This window comes from Enterobacter cloacae complex sp. P43RS (assembly GCF_014930585.1).
Taxonomy (GTDB): domain Bacteria; phylum Pseudomonadota; class Gammaproteobacteria; order Enterobacterales; family Enterobacteriaceae; genus Enterobacter; species Enterobacter bugandensis.
The window spans coordinates 64097-79809 of the sequence record NZ_JADBRJ010000009.1; the positions used below are offsets into that span (position 1 = coordinate 64097).

Consider the following 15713-nt stretch of genomic DNA (forward strand, 5'->3'; position numbering starts at 1 on the left):
TCTCCAGAAGGAAAATAATGACAGGCATCCAACCTGACCTGGCGCCGCCCGGCGACGTGCGGGGCGAACGGTATGGAGGAGGGATTTTAAATATCAGGGCCGGGAATCCGTTGACATAAATCAAACTATTTTACGCAAATAAGCTTTGCACCGCTTTTTTTTGAAATAATTTTCTTCATATTATCAATATGGTAAATGCAAATATTAATTTCAATAACAATAATTAATGTAAACGTTGACGGTTATTTACACATGACGGAATTGACCCTCTCTTTCCGCTGTGCCTTAATATCCCCGTCGCCCAGAAGGGCATGCCCAGGAAAAAGAAGAGTGAGTCAGGCCACGCGTATGCGCAAACGACACCGTTTTAACACCCGGATGACCCGCATTATACTGCTCATCAGCTTTCTGTTTTTCTTTGGCCGCTTCGTTTACTCTTCCATCGGCGCCTGGTATCACCATCAGGACAAAATCCAGTCGCAGCAGTCCAGCCTGAACGTCGACGCCGCTGACCGCTAGCCCTGCGGAGGGTTTTGTACCAGCCGAATAATCCCCGCGATCCCTTTGCTGAGGATCTTGTCCTGCCGCATCACGATGGCGAGCTGGCGCTGCAGCACGGGCGTGAGCGACATGACGCAGAGCCCTTCACGGTCAGCATCATGCTCAACCGCCATTCGCGGAACGATACTGTAGCCGAGCCCCACCCGAACCATGCGCTTAATCGCCTCAATGCTGCCAAGCTGCATCACCGGCGCGATCGCTAACCCATTGGCCGCAAACCAGCCATCAATGAGGGCCCGGGTACCGCTGCCAGACTCAAAGGCGATCAGCGGCTGGGCATGGAGCGCCTCCGGGGTTAACTCCCTGAAAGCATCCTGCTGTTCCCGCGACGCGATAAAAACAAACTCCTCGTCCATCACCGGCATAACGTCCAGCGCTCTGCCGCTGACCGGCAGCGTCACCAGCCCCATATCGAGACGGTTCTCTACGATGGCCCTGACGATGTCGAGGGTGTTGCCCGTTGTTACGCCCACCCGCAGGAGCGGATAGTCGCGGCGCAGCTGCTCCAGCAGGGGCGGCAGAAGATGGATACAGGCCGTCGCCCCCGTGCCAAGAGTAATGGTCCCGCTGACATCGAGGCTGAACGCGCTCACGGACCGCAGGGTTTCGTCCACAACCTGCTGAATGCGCTCTCCGTGCACCAGCAGTGACTCTCCGGCAGCCGTGGCCTTAATGCCCCGTCCGGTACGCTCCACCAGCCGCGTTTGCAGAAACTGCTCCAGCTGACGTATTTGCAGACTAACGGCAGGCTGGGAAATGCCTAGCAGATCCGCCGCCGCCGAAAAGCTGCCGCGCTGGATCACCAGACGGAACGTCGCGAGATAGCCAAGGTTAAGCGTCGTCATTCAAAGTTTCTCTTATACAGCGCATAAGGTTGCAGGCCTGCCAGCACAATACCGCGCTCGCTATGCTCAGGACAACTGCATAACGGAATGAAAAACAATGGAAACACCTGCCCTGCCTCGTCGTCTTGCCCTTACTGCCGGATGTAATCAGCTTATCAACTGGGGGATCTCGTTTTATCTGCCCGGCACCTTTGCGCGGACCATTTCAGCCGACCGGGGATGGTCAGCGCCGCAGATTTACCTCGGCCTGACGCTGGCGATGCTGGTGATGGCCGCGGTCTCCCCTTTCGTCGCCCGTCTGCTGGCACGCTTTGGCGGACAGAAAGTGGTAATGGGCGGAACGCTGCTGATTGCCGCAAGCTGCGCCGGTATGGCGTATACCCGGACGCTGTCTGGCTGGTACGGCGCCTGGCTACTGTGCGGCATCGGGATGCGTCTGTCGCTGTACGATGCGCTGTTCGCCGCGCTGGTCAACCTCTACGGGCAGCAGGCGCGAAGAACGATCTCACGCGTCACGCTGGCGGGCGGGCTGGCCTCCGCCGTCTTCTGGCCGCTGGGCGATGGCCTGCTTCACATCATGAGCTGGCAGGACGCGTTACGCATTTATGCCCTGCTTGGTCTGCTGAGCGCAGTGCTGATCCGCACGCTTCCCCGGCAGCGGCTGATGGAAAACACAAAGGCCATCGCGCCGCCCCTGCGCAACGAGCGGCGTAACGCCTGGCTTTATGCGGCCTTCATCGCCCTTATCACCTTTGTCTCTAACGGCACCTCCACCCATCTGCCGGAGTTTATTGCCCACTTTGGCCTGCCGGTCGCCATCGGCATGCTGTGGGGGATCGGCCAGACGGGCGCGCGCTCGCTGGAGGTGCTGGCAGGTGGCCGCTTAACCCCCTTCAAACTCACGCTCTTCACCGCCCTCGCCATGCCGCTCTGCTTTATTCTGGGGATGAGCAGCCCCCTCTTTGCGTGGTGTGCGGCCGGGTTTGTGCTGGGCTACGGCGCCATCAACGGGCTGGTCACCATAGTAAAAGCCACGCTGCCACTGGAGCTGTTTAGCACGGAAAGCTATGCCCGCCGCACGGGTATGCTGCTTATCCCGGGCCAGCTGATGGCCGCAGCCGCACCGTTTGCCTATGCGTGGCTGAACAAAACGCTGGGGATCGCGGGTGCAATGGGAGTGTCGACGGGGTTAACGCTGGTGATTGCCGGGCTGGCGATAGCGATCGTGCGCCATCCCGGTAGGCAAACTGTATCGCACTGTATCCCGCGTGACGCGCTGACAAACGGGTACAAAACGCCCCCTCCGGCAAATATCTCCGATACATAAAAATGGTTTTCTTTCCCTGTCGTCATTCAGAACTGATGAGGAGAGAACCATGATTCGTCGTTACGCAATTTTACCCCTGCTCGTCCTGGCCTCTGTAACACATGCCCAGGCCACGCCGCTGGACAACCTGAGCGCCGCGGACGTTAACGGCCCTGCCGCCGTTGCGCCGCTGGAACACCCGCAGCCGCCCGCCAGGCTGATCGTCGATCCGCCGCTTGCCGGGCCGCTGAGCAAAGGCGCGGTGTTTATTCAGTACCGGGCCGAAAACCTGCGCATCGAGCCGGTATTCGGCCCCGAGGCGCTCAAGGTGACCCCGCGCATCGGGCACATTCACGTGGTGGTGGACGGTGCGCCGTGGCACTGGGCTGACGCCAGCGGCGAGCCGGTGATCCTGGTGGGGTTGCCCGCCGGCAAGCACAAGGTAACGATCATCCTGGCTGACCCGACGCACAAGCCGCTCGACCACAAAACCATTGAATTCACCGTCCCGCCCCACGCGGCGATCCACCATTTTTAAGGAGTCTGAACATGAAAGCACTGTCTGTACTGACGGCGGGCCTGCTGGCGCTTTCTGCCAGCGCCTTCGCGGAAAATAAAACCAGCGTCGTGCTGGTGCACGGCGCGTTTGCCGACGGGAGCAGCTGGAATAAGGTGATAACCCTTCTGCAGAAACAGCACGCAGAGGTCATTGCCGTCCAGCTCCCGCTCACCTCGCTTAATGATGATGTTGCCGCCACAAAACGGGCCATCGCCCGGGCGCACGGCGACGTGGTGCTGGTAGGCCACTCCTGGGGCGGCACCGTGATTAGCGAGGCGGGCAACGATGCACGGGTAAAATCGCTGGTGTATGTGGCGGCGTTCGCGCCGGATTCCGGCCAGTCGACGGCGGATCTGGCAGGTAGCTTCCCTCCGCCGCCGGGCAGCGCGGGCATCGCTAAAACGGCGGACGGCTATTTATACCTGCCGACGGAAGCCGTCAGGAAGGACTTCGCGCCTGACGTGAAGCCGGGTGAACAAAACGCTATCGCGGCCACGCAGGGGCCGATTAAAGCCGATGCGTTTGGTGAAAAGGTGACTCACGCGGCGTGGCATGATAAACCGAGCTGGTTTGTGGTCAGCAAGCATGACCGGATGATCAACCCCGACCTGGAACGTGCGATGGCGAAGGCGATACATGCGAAAACCACCGAGGTGGCCGCGAGCCACGTGGCGATGGTGAGTCAGCCGGAAGCCATCGCCCGGACGATTGAGCAGGCGAGGCGGACGCACTGAGGACAATTCGCCCGGCGGCGCTACGCTTGCACGAACCTACGTTTTCGTAGGCCGGGTAAGCGCAGCGCCACCCGACAAGAAAGGCCGTCTCAGCCCCCCCTCTCTGCGGGATAATCGCGATTAATCCACGCGTGGTCCTCTTCCCAGGTGAACATCCATTTGCGCACCGGACCGGCCATCACGTTGAGGTAGTAGCTGTCATACCCGGCCATCGTCGCCACCGGATGATACCCCTTCGGCACCATCACCACGTCACGGTTGTAGACCGCCATACACTCATCCAGCGTTCTGTCGTCGGTGTAGACGCGCTGCATGCAGAACCCCTGCTCCGGGTTGAGGCGATGGTAGTAGGTCTCCTCCAGGTAGGTCTCCTGCGGCGGGTTATCCGTGTCATGCTTGTGGCTCGGGTACGAGCTGGTACAGCCCTCGTTAGTCCAGACCTCCACCACCAGCAGGCTGTCGGCGGGCTTGTCTTCCGGCAGGATGTTGTGCACGTAGCGCTGGTTATGCCCCTTGCCGCGCGCTTCAGCGTCGATATCCTGCGGGGCAATCAGCCGCGTCGGGTACGAGCCCTTACCCGGCGCGGCGCAGACCGCCAGCTCCAGCGCCGTCAGCGCCTTCACCTGCACCGTCTCCTGCGGGGTGACGTATACCGCCCACGGTTTGATGCGCTCGAAGGGGCTCATCCGCTCGCCGATATCGTTAAACTGCGCGGAAGGCGTGGTGATAGAGGCGCGCCCGGCGACCAGCACCAGGCAGCGCTCTTCCCTGACGGCGGGCAGCGTCAGCGTCTGCCCCTCCTGCAGCTCATATGCCTCAAACCCGACGTACTCCCACCCTGCGCGTTCCGGGGTGACGGACTGAGTGCGCCCCTCCGCGTTCGGCTGCTGCCAGCGTGATAACAGACGTGACATGTCACCTCCTCAAATAAGCCCGGCGTCGCGCGCCAGGCGGCTCAGGTTGTTATACCCCAGACGAGCGTAGGTCAGCGGATGGGCAATCGCCGGATCCTGCTCGGCCTCCACCACCAGCCAGCCACGATAGTCCTGCGCCTTCAGCAGACTCATGATCGGCGGGTAATCGACGCAGCCGTCGCCCGGCACGGTAAACACGCCGCTCAGCACCGCATCGAGGAAGCTGGTTTTGCGGTTTTTCACGTCCGCCAGCACGTCGGCGCGCACGTCTTTGCAGTGAACGTGGTTGATGCGCGACGCCCAGCGCTGCGCCACCGCCAGCGGATCGGCCCCGGCAAAGGTCAGGTGACCGGTGTCCAGCAGCAGTCCCACCGCCTCTCCGGTGTGGGTCATCAGGTTGTCCACGTCGTCGGCGGACTCAATCACCGTGCCCATATGATGATGGTAAGCAATCTGGACTCCCTGCTGCTGCGTGTAGCGGGCAAATTCGGTGAGCTTCTCGCCGTACTCCTTCCAGCGCGCCTGAGGGAAGCGCGGACGCAGATGCACCGGGGTCTGCTGCTCGCCGTGAATGCAGCCGCTCACTTCCGCAAAGACCAGCACCTTCGCCCCCAGCTCGCGCAGTAGCGTCAGGTGCGGCTGCACGGCGGCGATCTCCGCCTCCACGCTGCGCTCCAGCAGGCGGCCGGAGTACCAGCCGGAGACCAGCTGCAGGTCGTGGCGCTGCAAAATCGGGCCAAGCAGGCGCGCTTCGCGCGGGAATTTGTTGCCCAGCTCGAAACCAGCAAAACCGGCCTCTTTCCCTTCGCTCAGGCAGGTCTCCAGCGAGGTTTCCGCGCCGAGGGAAGGCAGATCGTCGTTCGTCCACGTCAGCGGGTTAATGCCTAATTGCACACTCATTGTTATCTCCATTATGCGTGTCCGCGCTCGCGCCACCAGGCGATAAGCTGCAGGTAGTTGTCCCGGATGCGCGCCACCAGCTGCGCATCGTCAATATCGTGCTTCAGCCACGCACGGGAGGCGTCGCCAAACAGCGTGCGCCCCACGGCGAAGCCTTTAACCAGCGGCTGCCCCGCTGCGGCCTTGAAGCCCGCGCGCAGCTGTTCCGCCGGAGCGTCCAGACCGAGGATCACCACCCCGCGGCAGTGCGGGTCCCGGCGTTCGATAATCTCGCCGAGCGCCATCCAGCCGTCGGCGGAAAGCGGCGGCAGCTTCCACCAGTCCGGGTAAATGCCCAGGTTGTAGAAGCGGGAAATGGCGCGCAGGTAGAGCTCGTCGCTGCGCGGCATGCTGGCGGGCAGGATCACCTCCAGCAGCAGCTCGTGCCCGGACCGGCAGCAGGCGTGGTACACCTCAGCGATTTTCTGCTCCTGCTCCAGACGCAGGCCGTGGGCGTCTTCCGGGTGGAAGAAGACCAGGCACTTCACCACGTGCTCCTGCGGCCAGCTGATAAGCTGGGTGCCGATATTGCCGTGCTCCATCTCCAGCGGCCGGGAGCCCGGCAGCTCAATGGGGCGACCAATCCACCACCCTTCCCCGGTGATCGCGTTCAGCGCGTCCTGACCAAAGGTGCCGTCGCACAGCAGGCCGGCTTTGCCCTCAAGCCCGGCGCGGCTCGCCGCCTCGCGGCTGGCCTGCAGGATCAGCTGCTTCAGCGCCGGAATGCGCTTAAGCGACGCGCCGCACTGCATCGCCATATCCTCGAGCTGGCTGCGGTGATCGAAGGCCATCACGCACAGCTCCGGCCATTCGCGGCGGCGGGTGGTCACCCGGTGGAGATGGTTAAGACGCGGGTCAAGATCCGGGCGCGGCACAACCGCAGCGCGGGAGAGATAGTCATCCAGCTCGATTTTGCTCGGCATCGCCGGGGCGCAGCCGTGGCGCGAGACCACCAGCGCGCCGCAGGCGTTGGCGTAGCGGCACGCCTGCTCCCAGCCCTCGTCGTTCAGGTAGCCGCGCAGCAGGCCAGACATAAACGCGTCCCCCGCCCCGAGAACGTTCAGCACCTCCACGCGCACGCCGGTCACCGTCAGGCCGTCGTCCAGCCGGGGCGGAATGGCGTCGGTATAGACCGAGCAGCCGAGCGCGCCGCGCTTGCAGACCAGCGTTGCTTCACTGACGGTGCGCACTCGCCCCAGCGCCTGCAGGGTATCCGTGCTGCCGCCCGCAATGTGGAACTCCTCTTCGGTGCCGACAATGACGTCGAAAAGGTGCAGTACCTCCTGCAGCTCGCGGGTGACCTGGTCGGCGGCGATAAAGCGCGTTTCGCCGTCGCCTAAGGAGGTGAGCCCCCACAGCACCGGACGGTAGTCGATGTCCAGCACCGTGCGCACGCCGTGACGGCGGGCATAGCCCAGCGCCGTCAGCACCGCCTCGCGGGTCTGCGGATGAGAAAGATGGGTCCCGGTGATGGCAAGACAACGTGCGGAGGCAATGTAGCTTTCATCCACATCGCTGGCGGTAATCGCCATATCCGCGCAGTTATCGCGATAAAAAATCAGAGGAAAGGTGTCCCGGTCTTTAATGCCGAGTAGCACCAGCGCCGTGAGGCGCTCTTTATCGGTAATCAGATGGCTGGTATCGCAGCCTACCTGGTTGAGCTCTTCGCGCAGGAAGCGGCCCATATGTTCATCGCCGACGCGCGCCAGCATCGACGAGCGCAGGCCCTGGCGCGCGGTGCCGTATGCCACGTTACCGGAGGATCCGCCAAGGTATTTGGCGAAGCTCGACACGTCCTCCAGGCGGGCACCAATCTGCTGACTATAGAGGTCTACCGCCACGCGGCCCATGCATATCACATCAAACTGCTTTTCCACGTTGATACCTCATCAGACAATGTCGTTCACGTTCAGCCAGCGGCCTTCCCGGTGCGAAAGCGCAATCGCGTCCAGCACGCGCGACACCTTCCAGCCCTCTTCGAAGTCCGGCCACATCGGCGCGTCGGCGGCAATCCCGTCCACCAGGTCGCGCACCTCCACCGTTTTTTGATCGTTAAAGCCAATTCCGTGGCCTGCGCCCATGCAGAACGCGGCGTAGTCCGGGTGCGCCGGGCCGACGAGCAGCGTGCGGAACCCCTGACGGTTCACCGGATCGTCATGCAGATAGAGCTTTAGCTCCGCCATGCGCTCCTGGGTGAAGCTGATGGCGCCCTTCGTCCCGGTGATCACGTACGAGAGCCCCATCTTGCGGCCGCAGGCGACGCGGGAGGTTTCAATGACACCCTGCGCCCCGCCCGCGAAGCGCACCATCGCGTGGGCCTGATCCTCGTTTTCCACCGCAATCATCTCTGACGATCCGGCCTTCGCCGGGCGCGCCGGGACCACGATCTTCAGATCGCCGCAGACCTGCTCAATATCGCCCACCAGGTACTGAGCCATATTGACGATATGCGCCGCGAGGTCGCCCAGCGCGCCCAGCCCGGCGGTCTCTTTAAAGCAGTGCCAGTGGATGGGCGACAGCGGGTCGGCCATATAGTCTTCGTTGTGGGTGCCGTAGAAGTGGATCACATCGCCTATCTCGCCGCGGACGATAATCTCCTTCGCCAGCTGCGCCGTCGGGTTCTTCATGTAGTTGAACCCCACCAGCGTTTTCACCCCGGCCCGCTTCGCGGCGTCGACCATCTCGCGCGCATCGTGGGCGTTGAGCGCCAGAGGCTTCTCCGAGTAGACGTGCTTGCCGTGGCGGATCGCCTCCAGCGCCATCTCTTTATGCAGGTGGTTGGGTGAGCAAATATCCACCACGTCAATGGCCGGGTCGGCCACCAGCGCCCGCCAGTCTCCCGTTGAACGGTTAAAGCCAAACGCCCGGGCGCGCTCTGCCGCCAGCTCCGGCGTGACTTCCGCCACCATCTCGCGCACCAGCCTGCCGCGCAGGTTGAACACCGTCGGGGCCTGGGCATAGGCGATAGCGTGCGCCTTGCCGATATACCCGGTGCCAATCAATCCAATACGAACCTCTTTCATCACGATCCTCACAGTGCGCCGCGACGGCTCTTGGCGTAGGTATCAAACGCCACCGCCAGAACGATAATTAACCCGGTGATAATCTGCTGGTAGTAAGCCGAGACGTTCATCAGCACCAGGCCGTTAATCAGAATGCCCATAATGATGGAGCCGATAATGGTGCCGCCGATGCGCCCGTAGCCGCCCATCAGCGAGGTGCCGCCAATCACCACCGAGGCGATAACGCGCAGCTCAAAGGAGATCCCGGCCACCGCCTCGGCGCTCCCCAGACGCGCGCTCAGGATGAAGCCCGCCAGCCCGGCCAGACAGCCAATCAGCACGTAGACGCTGACGAGCACGCGCTTGACGTTCACCCCCGCCAGGCGCGCCGCCTCCGGGTTGCCGCCGATGGCGTAGACGAAGCGGCCCCAGCGGGTTTTATGCAGCGCCAGATAGCCGCCGACGGCGACGATGGCGAAGATCCAGATCGGAATGGAGATGCCGAGCAGCTCCCCGCGCCCCCACCAACGGTAGCCAGGGTCAAAACCGGCAATCGGCGCGCCGTCGTTGATCACCAGCGTCAGGCCGCGCCAGATGGTCATCCCGCCGAGGGTGACGATAAATGGCGGCAGACGCAGGCGGGTGACGCCCAGGCCGTGCAGGAAGCCAATCGCCGTGCCCATCGCCAGACAAATCCCCAGCCCGATCAGCCAGCTCATGCCGCCCCAGGCGTTCGGGTCGACGGTGGTGAAGTTATCGCCCTTAATGACGTACGCCGCGGTCATGGCGCACACCGCCAGAATGGAGCCCACGGAGAGGTCGATCCCGGCGGTCAGAATGACGAAGGTCATCCCCACGGCCATGATCCCGTAGATGGACACCTCGGTCAGGATGTTGAAAATGTTGCGTTCAGAGAAAAAGTTACTGTTCTGCGACTGGAAGAAGATCAGCAGCAGGATCATGAAAATCAACACCCCGAAGCGCTCGAAGAAGGCGATGGGATCGATGCGTCCGGCGCGTTTGACCGGGGCCTGCGTTTTAGAAATCATCTGCGTCATGAGAAACTCCGTTATGCCGCGTTCAGGGCGTTGTGGTTGATGGCCATCATCGTCATCAGCCGTTCTTCGTTAGCGTCGTCACCGTGGATCTCGCCGGTCACCCGGCCTTCGCTGAGGGTGATGATCCGGTCAGACACCGCCATCACTTCAGGCAGATCGGAGGAGATCACGATCACCGCCACGCCCTTTTTCGCCATGTCAAACAGCACCTGGTGCACTTCCGATTTGGTCCCCACGTCGATGCCGCGCGTCGGCTCATCGACGATCAGCACCCGCGGGTTGAGCGCCATGCAGCGCGCGAGGATCACCTTCTGCTGGTTACCGCCGGAGAGCTTGCGCACCTCCTGCGCGCTGTTGACCATTTTGATCTGCAGGGCCTGCCGGTAGGACTCAATCAGATCGTCCTCTTTGCGGGTGTTCACGAACCAGCGCCACTGCAGCAGCGAGGAGAGACACGAGAGCGACAGGTTGTCGCGAATCGACAGCCCGAGCACCGCCCCCTCTTTTTTACGGTCTTCGGGCACCAGCGCCACGCCCTGGTCGAGGGCATACAGCGGGTCGCGCGGCTGGTACGGCACACCATCCAGCTCAAAGCTCCCGGAGGTAAAGGCGTCTGCGCCAAACAGGCAGCGAGCCACCTCGGTGCGTCCCGCGCCCACCAGTCCGGCAATGCCCAGAACCTCCCCGGCATGGACGTGGAAGCTGATGTCGTGCAGGGCGATGCCGTGCGGATCCAGCGGCGGCTTTTCGCGGCTCAGCCCCTTCACCGTCAGGCGGACAGGTTTGTCTTGATGATGGGTTTCGCTGGCGGGGCGACGGTTAAAGGCCACGTCGCGCCCGACCATCAGGCGGATCAGCTGTTCGACGTTGGTCTCCGCCACCGCACCGGTACCGGTGAAGCGGCCGTCCTGAAATACGGTGAAGCGATCGCAGAGCTGGAAAACTTCGTGCAGGCGGTGGGTAACGTAAATAATGCTCACGCCGCGGTTTTTAAGCTCCCGCACCACGCGGTGCAGGCTTTCCACCTCGCTGTCGCTCAGCGCGGCGGAAGGTTCGTCCATGATGATCAGGCGAGCGTTGAGGGTCAGCGCCCGGGCGATCTCCACCATCTGCTGCTGGGCGACGCTCAGACGGGCGACCGGCGTGGTCGGCGCAACGTTTAGCTGCAGGTAATCGAGAATGACCTGCGCCTCCTGATTTACCGCCCTTTCGTCGACGATCAGGTTCCGTTTACGCGGCTCGCGCCCGAGAAACATGTTTTCCGCGACAGTCATGTTGGGCAGCAGGTTGAATTCCTGATAGATGGTGATAATGCCCTTGTTCTGCCGTTCCACCGGGGAGTCGTCCACCGGCAGCATTTCGCCGTTGAACCAGATATCCCCGCGGGTTTGCGGCTGCGCGCCCGCAAGCGCCTTCAGCAGCGTGGATTTTCCCGCTCCGTTTTCCCCCAGCAGGGCGTGGATCTCCCCCGCGCCGACGGTCAACTGGGCGCTGCTTAGCGCCCAGACGCCGGAAAAGCTTTTTGCCAGGTCGGTCACTTTCAGTAAGGGTTGCGACATCGGTCTGCTCCTCCTCATGTTGAGCCGCCAGAGGCGGCTCGGGACATATCAGTTACCAGCCTCACCGATACGCTCAGCCTGCTGCAGGTTCTCTTTGGTGATCAGCGTTGGCGGGTAGTCGGCCCCGGTGATGGCTTTCTTCTCGCGCACGTTGGCCACCAGCTGGCTCATCGCCGTCTGCACCGCAAAGCCCGGACGCTGATCCGCCGTTACCGCCAGCCAGCCATCGCGCACGCGGGCCAGCGCTTCCGGTACCGCATCAAAGCCGGTCACGAGGATTTCACCCGGCTTCACGCCCTGGCTCTGCAGGGCTTCAATCGCGCCCAGCGCCATATCGTCGTTGGCGGAGAGGATCACCTGCGGGCGTTTCGGTAGCGAAGGCAGAACGCTTTCGACGATGCGCATCCCTTCAGAACGCATCCAGTTGCCGGTCTGATCGGCGACGATCTTGTACTTATCCCCGCCCGCCTTCAGGCTGTCGCGGATCCCTTTGGTGCGTTCAATATTGGAGGAGGAGCCCGGCTGGCCGGTGAGCAGGATGATCTCTGCCCCGTCGGGGAATTTGGTTTTGACGAAGTCGCCAATCGCCTGGCCGCCTTTGTAGTTGTTGGCGCCAAAGTGAGGCACTTTCTTCTGGCTGTCGACGGAGCGGTCAAGGGTGACCACCGGCAGCTTTGCATCCTGAATTTCATCCACCGCGCTGGAGACCGCGTTCACGTCGTTCGGGGAGACGATAAAGCCCTGCGCCCCGCGGGTAATGGCGTTTTCCAGGTCAGCCACCTGCTTCGGTGAACTGCCCTGCCCGTCCAGTACCTGAAGCTTCACGCCCATCTCTTTCGCGGCTTTCACCGCCGTGCGCTGCATGTGAACCTCAAACGGCATGGCCAGGTTTGGCGTACTGAAAACAATCTGCTCGTTTTCGGCGAGGGCGGCCCCGGACGTCATGGCGATGAGGGCGGCTAAGATCAGTTTTTTCATTATTATGTCTCTATGTGTAGGGTTGTTGTGTTTAGAGGACGATCTCGCGCTGGCTACGCAGCGACTCCAGCGCTTTATCCGCGAGGTACAGCGCACGTTCACCATCATCGCCGCTGCAGTCAGGCACCGCTTCGCCGCGCAGGACCGCAACAAAGTGTTCCCATTCCGCGGCGTAAGCGGATTTGTAGCGCTGCAGGAAGAAGTGTTCCGGCAGCGCGCTGGTGCAGCCCTCTTTGCCGTAGTGCTGCACCTGGTTTTCAAGAATATTGCCGGCGCACAGCAGCCCTTCGGAGCCATGCAGCTCCAGGCGCTGGTCGTAGCCGTAAGAGGAGCGGCGGCTGTTGACGATGGTCGCCATCGCGCCGGAGGCATATTTCAGAACGATAAACGCGGTATCGATATCCCCCGCCTCGCCAATCGCCGGATCCACCAGGTTACTGCCCTGGGCATACACCGACACCGGCTCTTCGCCCATGATGAAACGGGCCATGTCGAAGTCGTGAATGGTCATATCGCGGAACATGCCGCCGGAGACGCGCACGTACTCCGCAGGCGGCGGAGACGGGTCGCGGGAGATGATCAGCAACGATTCCGGCTTGCCGATGCGCCCGGCCTGGGCATCGGTTTTCACGCGGCGGAACTGCGGGTCAAAGCGGCGGTTAAAGCCGATGAACAGCGGCACGTCGTACTCTTTAACCACTTTCAGGCAGTCGCGCACTCGGGCGAGGTCGAGGTGTACCGGCTTTTCGCAGAAGATAGCCTTGCCGTGGCGGGCGGCCATTTCAATCAGATCCGCGTGGGTGTCGGTGGCGGAGGCGATCAGCACGGCGTGAACGTTAGGGTCGGTCATCGCCTCATCCACGCTCTGCTGGCGGGCCTGATACTGTGCGGCGAGACGGGTGGCAAATTCCTGATTCGGGTCAACCACGGACCAGAGCGTGGTCGCGCCGTGGCTGGCGATGTTAGCTGCATGTACCTGACCAATTCGGCCAGCGCCCAGTAAAGCAATGTTAAACATAACGGCTCCCGGTGTTGGTGAATGCTGTGAACTAACGACCCTATAAATAAAACATTTATTTCATTTTTATAAATAGTGAAAATTATGTTTTTGAGTGCGGGTTAACACTTTTGAGATGTATGAGATAATTTTTGTTATCAATCTCACAACATGAAAGAAGGTACTGCTCACCCCTCACTCCGGCCCTCTCCCCAAAGGAGCGAGGGAGAAAAGAGTGCACCACCCCATCCCCTCTCCACTTTTGGGAGAGGGTTAGGGTGAGGGGGAAATGAAATGAAATGAAAATTTCGTTAAGACAGGAAAACTCAATACTGACGGGCTTTTTTCACCTGCGCCTGCGTTTGCTCCGCGGCCTCACGCACGGCAGACGACTCTGCCACCTGCGCGTCACCGGTTCGCCACCACGAGGCGTAGTCATGGGTCATGGTCTTCGGCAATACCTTGATGTCCAGCAGCGTCGGGCCCGGATGGGCGCGTGACGCCTCAAGCGCCGCCAGCAGGCTTTGCTCGTCGTTCACGCGCCACGCGCGGCAACCGTAGCTTTCCGCGTTTTGCGCAAAGTCGACCTTCACCAGCGGCCCGTCAAGCCGCCCGGTTTCCGGGCTGCGATGGCGGTTTTCCGTGCCGAAGCTGCCCATTCCGTGCCCCATCTGAAGGTTGTTAATGCAGCCGAAGCTGGCGTTATCAAACAGCAGAACGGTGACCTTAATGCCCTCCTGTACGGCGGTTTGCAGCTCGGAGTGCAGCATCATGTAGGAACCATCCCCCACCAGGGCGTAAACCGGCTGCCCGGGTCGGGCGAGCTTCGCGCCGATGGCCGCCGCAATCTCGTAGCCCATGCAGGAGTAGCCGTACTCCAGGTGATAGCTGTCCGGCGTTTTGACCTGCCAGAGGCGCTGTAAATCTCCCGGCAGCGAACCGGCCGCGCCCACCACGATGGCGTTATCTTCCACATGCTGATTGATCAGCCCCAGCACCCGCGTCTGGGTCAGGCGGGTGTTGAGCGTCTCGCCGTATTCCGCCAGCTGCGCGTCCAGATGCCCCGCCACTTCGGGCGCGTCGTCCGGATGCCACTGGCGATCCCACAGGCGGCGGCACTCATCGCGCCACGCGGATTTCGCCTGGGCGATCGCCTCTCCCCAGCCGCTGCGATACTCGCCGAGCGCGTGGGTTAAGGCCTGGAGCCCGGTTTGGGCATCGGCAATCAGCGCGGTGGCGTCCAGCTTCAGGGCGTCAAACTCAGCCACGTTAAGCAGCAGGAATTCGACGTCCGGATGGGAAAAGAGCGCCTTGGAGCCGGTGGTAAAGTCGGTCAGGCGCGTGCCGACACCAATCACTAAGTCAGCCTGTGGCGCGAGCTGGTTGGCGGCCATTCCCCCCGTCACCCCTACGCCGCCGAGGTTAAGTGGGTGGTCACTTACCAGCGCCCCCTTCCCGGCCTGCGTTTCGGCAAACGGCAGCTGCAGCGTCTCGACAAATTCGCGAAACGCCTCATGCGCGCCGGAGTAGCGCACGCCGCCGCCGCACACCACCAGCGGACGGCGCTTGCGGGCGATCAGCGCCCGCGCCTGCGCCAGTCGCTGCGGATCGGGCGGACGGCGTTCGATGTGGTGCACCCGACGCGCGAAGAAGCTTAGCGGGTAGTCCCACGCTTCCCCTTGCACGTCCTGCGGCAGACAGAGGGTCACCGCTCCGGTATCTGCGGGGTCAGTAAGCGTTCGCATCGCGCTTAGCATGGCGCTCATGAGCTGCTCGGGGCGGTTGATGCGGTCCCAGTAGCGGGAAACCGGACGGAAGCAGTCGTTGGTGCTGATGCTGAGATCGTGATACTGCTCGATCTGCTGCAGCACCGGGTCCGGCTGGCGGCTGGCGTAGATATCGCCCGGCAGCAGTAAAAGCGGGATGCGGTTCGCCGTGGCGGTGGCCGCTGCCGTGACCATATTGGCGGCGCCCGGCCCGACCGAGGAGGTGACGGCAAAAATGCGCTGGCGGCGGTGCTGTTTGGCGAATCCCGTCGCCATGTGGGCAATGCCCTGCTCGTTGCACCCCTGCATGATTTTCAGATGACCGGGATCCTGCTCCAGCGCCTGGCCAATACCCAGCACGTTGCCGTGCCCAAAGATCGTCGCCACGCCCTCCACGAAGGGCGTTTCGTTGCCGTCAACGCTGACGTACTGTTGATTCAGGAACCGGACCAGCGCCTGGGCCATGGTCATACGTTCGGTTTGCATAATGCCTCC

14 protein-coding genes are annotated in these 15713 nt (G+C 62.1%); 4 read left to right on the forward strand and 10 right to left on the reverse strand.

Annotation, left to right across the window (positions count from 1 at the left end; all coding sequences use genetic code 11):
* The first annotated feature begins 348 nt into the window (after positions 1 to 348).
* A complete protein-coding gene (locus tag IM294_RS17475) occupies positions 349 to 519 on the forward strand; it encodes a YfgG family protein (protein WP_023337595.1) in 171 nt (56 codons plus the stop codon).
* Here IM294_RS17475 and IM294_RS17480 read toward each other — a convergent pair.
* On the reverse strand, positions 516 to 1406 hold the full coding sequence (locus tag IM294_RS17480) for a LysR family transcriptional regulator (RefSeq protein WP_126818707.1): 891 nt from the start codon (positions 1404 to 1406) through the stop codon (positions 516 to 518). The two genes, IM294_RS17475 and IM294_RS17480, sit on opposite strands and share 4 nt — an antisense overlap.
* Before the next feature lie 97 nt (positions 1407 to 1503).
* On the opposite strand from IM294_RS17480, the gene IM294_RS17485 reads away from it, so the two are divergent.
* From IM294_RS17485 to IM294_RS17495, 3 genes are read left to right on the forward strand one after another with little or no spacing between them, the layout of a single operon-like run.
* Positions 1504 to 2733, forward strand: coding sequence for an MFS transporter (locus tag IM294_RS17485; protein ID WP_126818706.1), 1230 nt, complete (start codon positions 1504 to 1506; stop codon positions 2731 to 2733).
* A 49-nt stretch (positions 2734 to 2782) separates the two neighbouring features.
* Entirely contained in the window at positions 2783 to 3250 is a 468-nt protein-coding gene (locus IM294_RS17490; protein WP_048999681.1) for a DUF6130 family protein, read from the forward strand.
* An 11-nt stretch (positions 3251 to 3261) separates the two neighbouring features.
* On the forward strand, positions 3262 to 4005 hold the full coding sequence (locus IM294_RS17495; protein ID WP_126818704.1) for an alpha/beta fold hydrolase: 744 nt from the start codon (positions 3262 to 3264) through the stop codon (positions 4003 to 4005).
* An 89-nt stretch (positions 4006 to 4094) separates the two neighbouring features.
* Here the strand turns inward: IM294_RS17495 and iolB are convergent, their stop codons facing one another.
* The 9 genes from iolB to iolD all read right to left on the reverse strand — a co-directional run bounded on the left by iolB (position 4095) and on the right by iolD (position 15704).
* Positions 4095 to 4919, reverse strand: a complete 825-nt coding sequence (gene iolB, locus IM294_RS17500) for a 5-deoxy-glucuronate isomerase (RefSeq protein WP_126818702.1) — start codon at positions 4917 to 4919, stop codon at positions 4095 to 4097.
* 9 nt (positions 4920 to 4928) lie between these two features.
* Entirely contained in the window at positions 4929 to 5819 is an 891-nt protein-coding gene (gene iolE, locus IM294_RS17505) for a myo-inosose-2 dehydratase (protein ID WP_028014042.1), read from the reverse strand.
* 11 nt (positions 5820 to 5830) lie between these two features.
* Complete coding sequence (iolC, locus tag IM294_RS17510; RefSeq protein WP_126818700.1) at positions 5831 to 7735, reverse strand: 5-dehydro-2-deoxygluconokinase; 1905 nt, start codon at positions 7733 to 7735, stop codon at positions 5831 to 5833.
* 12 nt (positions 7736 to 7747) lie between these two features.
* Positions 7748 to 8881 (reverse strand): Gfo/Idh/MocA family protein, encoded by a 1134-nt coding sequence (locus tag IM294_RS17515; protein ID WP_126818699.1) that lies wholly within the window; start codon positions 8879 to 8881, stop codon positions 7748 to 7750.
* Positions 8882 to 8889: 8 nt separating this feature from the next.
* Positions 8890 to 9918 carry an ABC transporter permease gene (locus IM294_RS17520; RefSeq protein WP_028014045.1) on the reverse strand — a complete coding sequence of 343 codons (1029 nt, stop codon included), beginning with the start codon at positions 9916 to 9918 and terminating at the stop codon, positions 8890 to 8892.
* A gap of 11 nt (positions 9919 to 9929) precedes the next feature.
* Positions 9930 to 11477, reverse strand: coding sequence for a sugar ABC transporter ATP-binding protein (locus tag IM294_RS17525; protein ID WP_126818698.1), 1548 nt, complete (start codon positions 11475 to 11477; stop codon positions 9930 to 9932).
* A 48-nt stretch (positions 11478 to 11525) separates the two neighbouring features.
* Positions 11526 to 12455, reverse strand: a complete 930-nt coding sequence (locus IM294_RS17530) for a sugar ABC transporter substrate-binding protein (RefSeq protein WP_041908742.1) — start codon at positions 12453 to 12455, stop codon at positions 11526 to 11528.
* Between the two features lie 31 nt (positions 12456 to 12486).
* The gene (iolG, locus tag IM294_RS17535) at positions 12487 to 13473 is read right to left on the reverse strand and encodes an inositol 2-dehydrogenase (protein WP_041908740.1); all 987 of its coding nucleotides are present in this window, start codon (positions 13471 to 13473) and stop codon (positions 12487 to 12489) included.
* Positions 13474 to 13778: 305 nt separating this feature from the next.
* Positions 13779 to 15704 (reverse strand): 3D-(3,5/4)-trihydroxycyclohexane-1,2-dione acylhydrolase (decyclizing), encoded by a 1926-nt coding sequence (gene iolD / locus IM294_RS17540; RefSeq protein WP_126818696.1) that lies wholly within the window; start codon positions 15702 to 15704, stop codon positions 13779 to 13781.
* Between the last annotated feature and the right edge of the window lie 9 nt (positions 15705 to 15713).

What these genes read in the sequence shown, in the direction of transcription:
- IM294_RS17475 (WP_023337595.1), top strand. Translation starts at nt 349, where the DNA reads ATGCGCAAACGACACCGTTTTAACACCCGGATGACCCGCATTATACTG.
- IM294_RS17480 (WP_126818707.1), bottom strand. Translation starts at nt 1,406, where the DNA reads ATGACGACGCTTAACCTTGGCTATCTCGCGACGTTCCGTCTGGTGATC.
- IM294_RS17485 (WP_126818706.1), top strand. Translation starts at nt 1,504, where the DNA reads ATGGAAACACCTGCCCTGCCTCGTCGTCTTGCCCTTACTGCCGGATGT.
- IM294_RS17490 (WP_048999681.1), top strand. Translation starts at nt 2,783, where the DNA reads ATGATTCGTCGTTACGCAATTTTACCCCTGCTCGTCCTGGCCTCTGTA.
- IM294_RS17495 (WP_126818704.1), top strand. Translation starts at nt 3,262, where the DNA reads ATGAAAGCACTGTCTGTACTGACGGCGGGCCTGCTGGCGCTTTCTGCC.
- iolB (WP_126818702.1), bottom strand. Translation starts at nt 4,919, where the DNA reads ATGTCACGTCTGTTATCACGCTGGCAGCAGCCGAACGCGGAGGGGCGC.
- iolE (WP_028014042.1), bottom strand. Translation starts at nt 5,819, where the DNA reads ATGAGTGTGCAATTAGGCATTAACCCGCTGACGTGGACGAACGACGAT.
- IM294_RS17515 (WP_126818699.1), bottom strand. Translation starts at nt 8,881, where the DNA reads ATGAAAGAGGTTCGTATTGGATTGATTGGCACCGGGTATATCGGCAAG.
- IM294_RS17520 (WP_028014045.1), bottom strand. Translation starts at nt 9,918, where the DNA reads ATGACGCAGATGATTTCTAAAACGCAGGCCCCGGTCAAACGCGCCGGA.
- IM294_RS17525 (WP_126818698.1), bottom strand. Translation starts at nt 11,477, where the DNA reads ATGTCGCAACCCTTACTGAAAGTGACCGACCTGGCAAAAAGCTTTTCC.
- IM294_RS17530 (WP_041908742.1), bottom strand. Translation starts at nt 12,455, where the DNA reads ATGAAAAAACTGATCTTAGCCGCCCTCATCGCCATGACGTCCGGGGCC.
- iolG (WP_041908740.1), bottom strand. Translation starts at nt 13,473, where the DNA reads ATGTTTAACATTGCTTTACTGGGCGCTGGCCGAATTGGTCAGGTACAT.
- iolD (WP_126818696.1), bottom strand. Translation starts at nt 15,704, where the DNA reads ATGCAAACCGAACGTATGACCATGGCCCAGGCGCTGGTCCGGTTCCTG.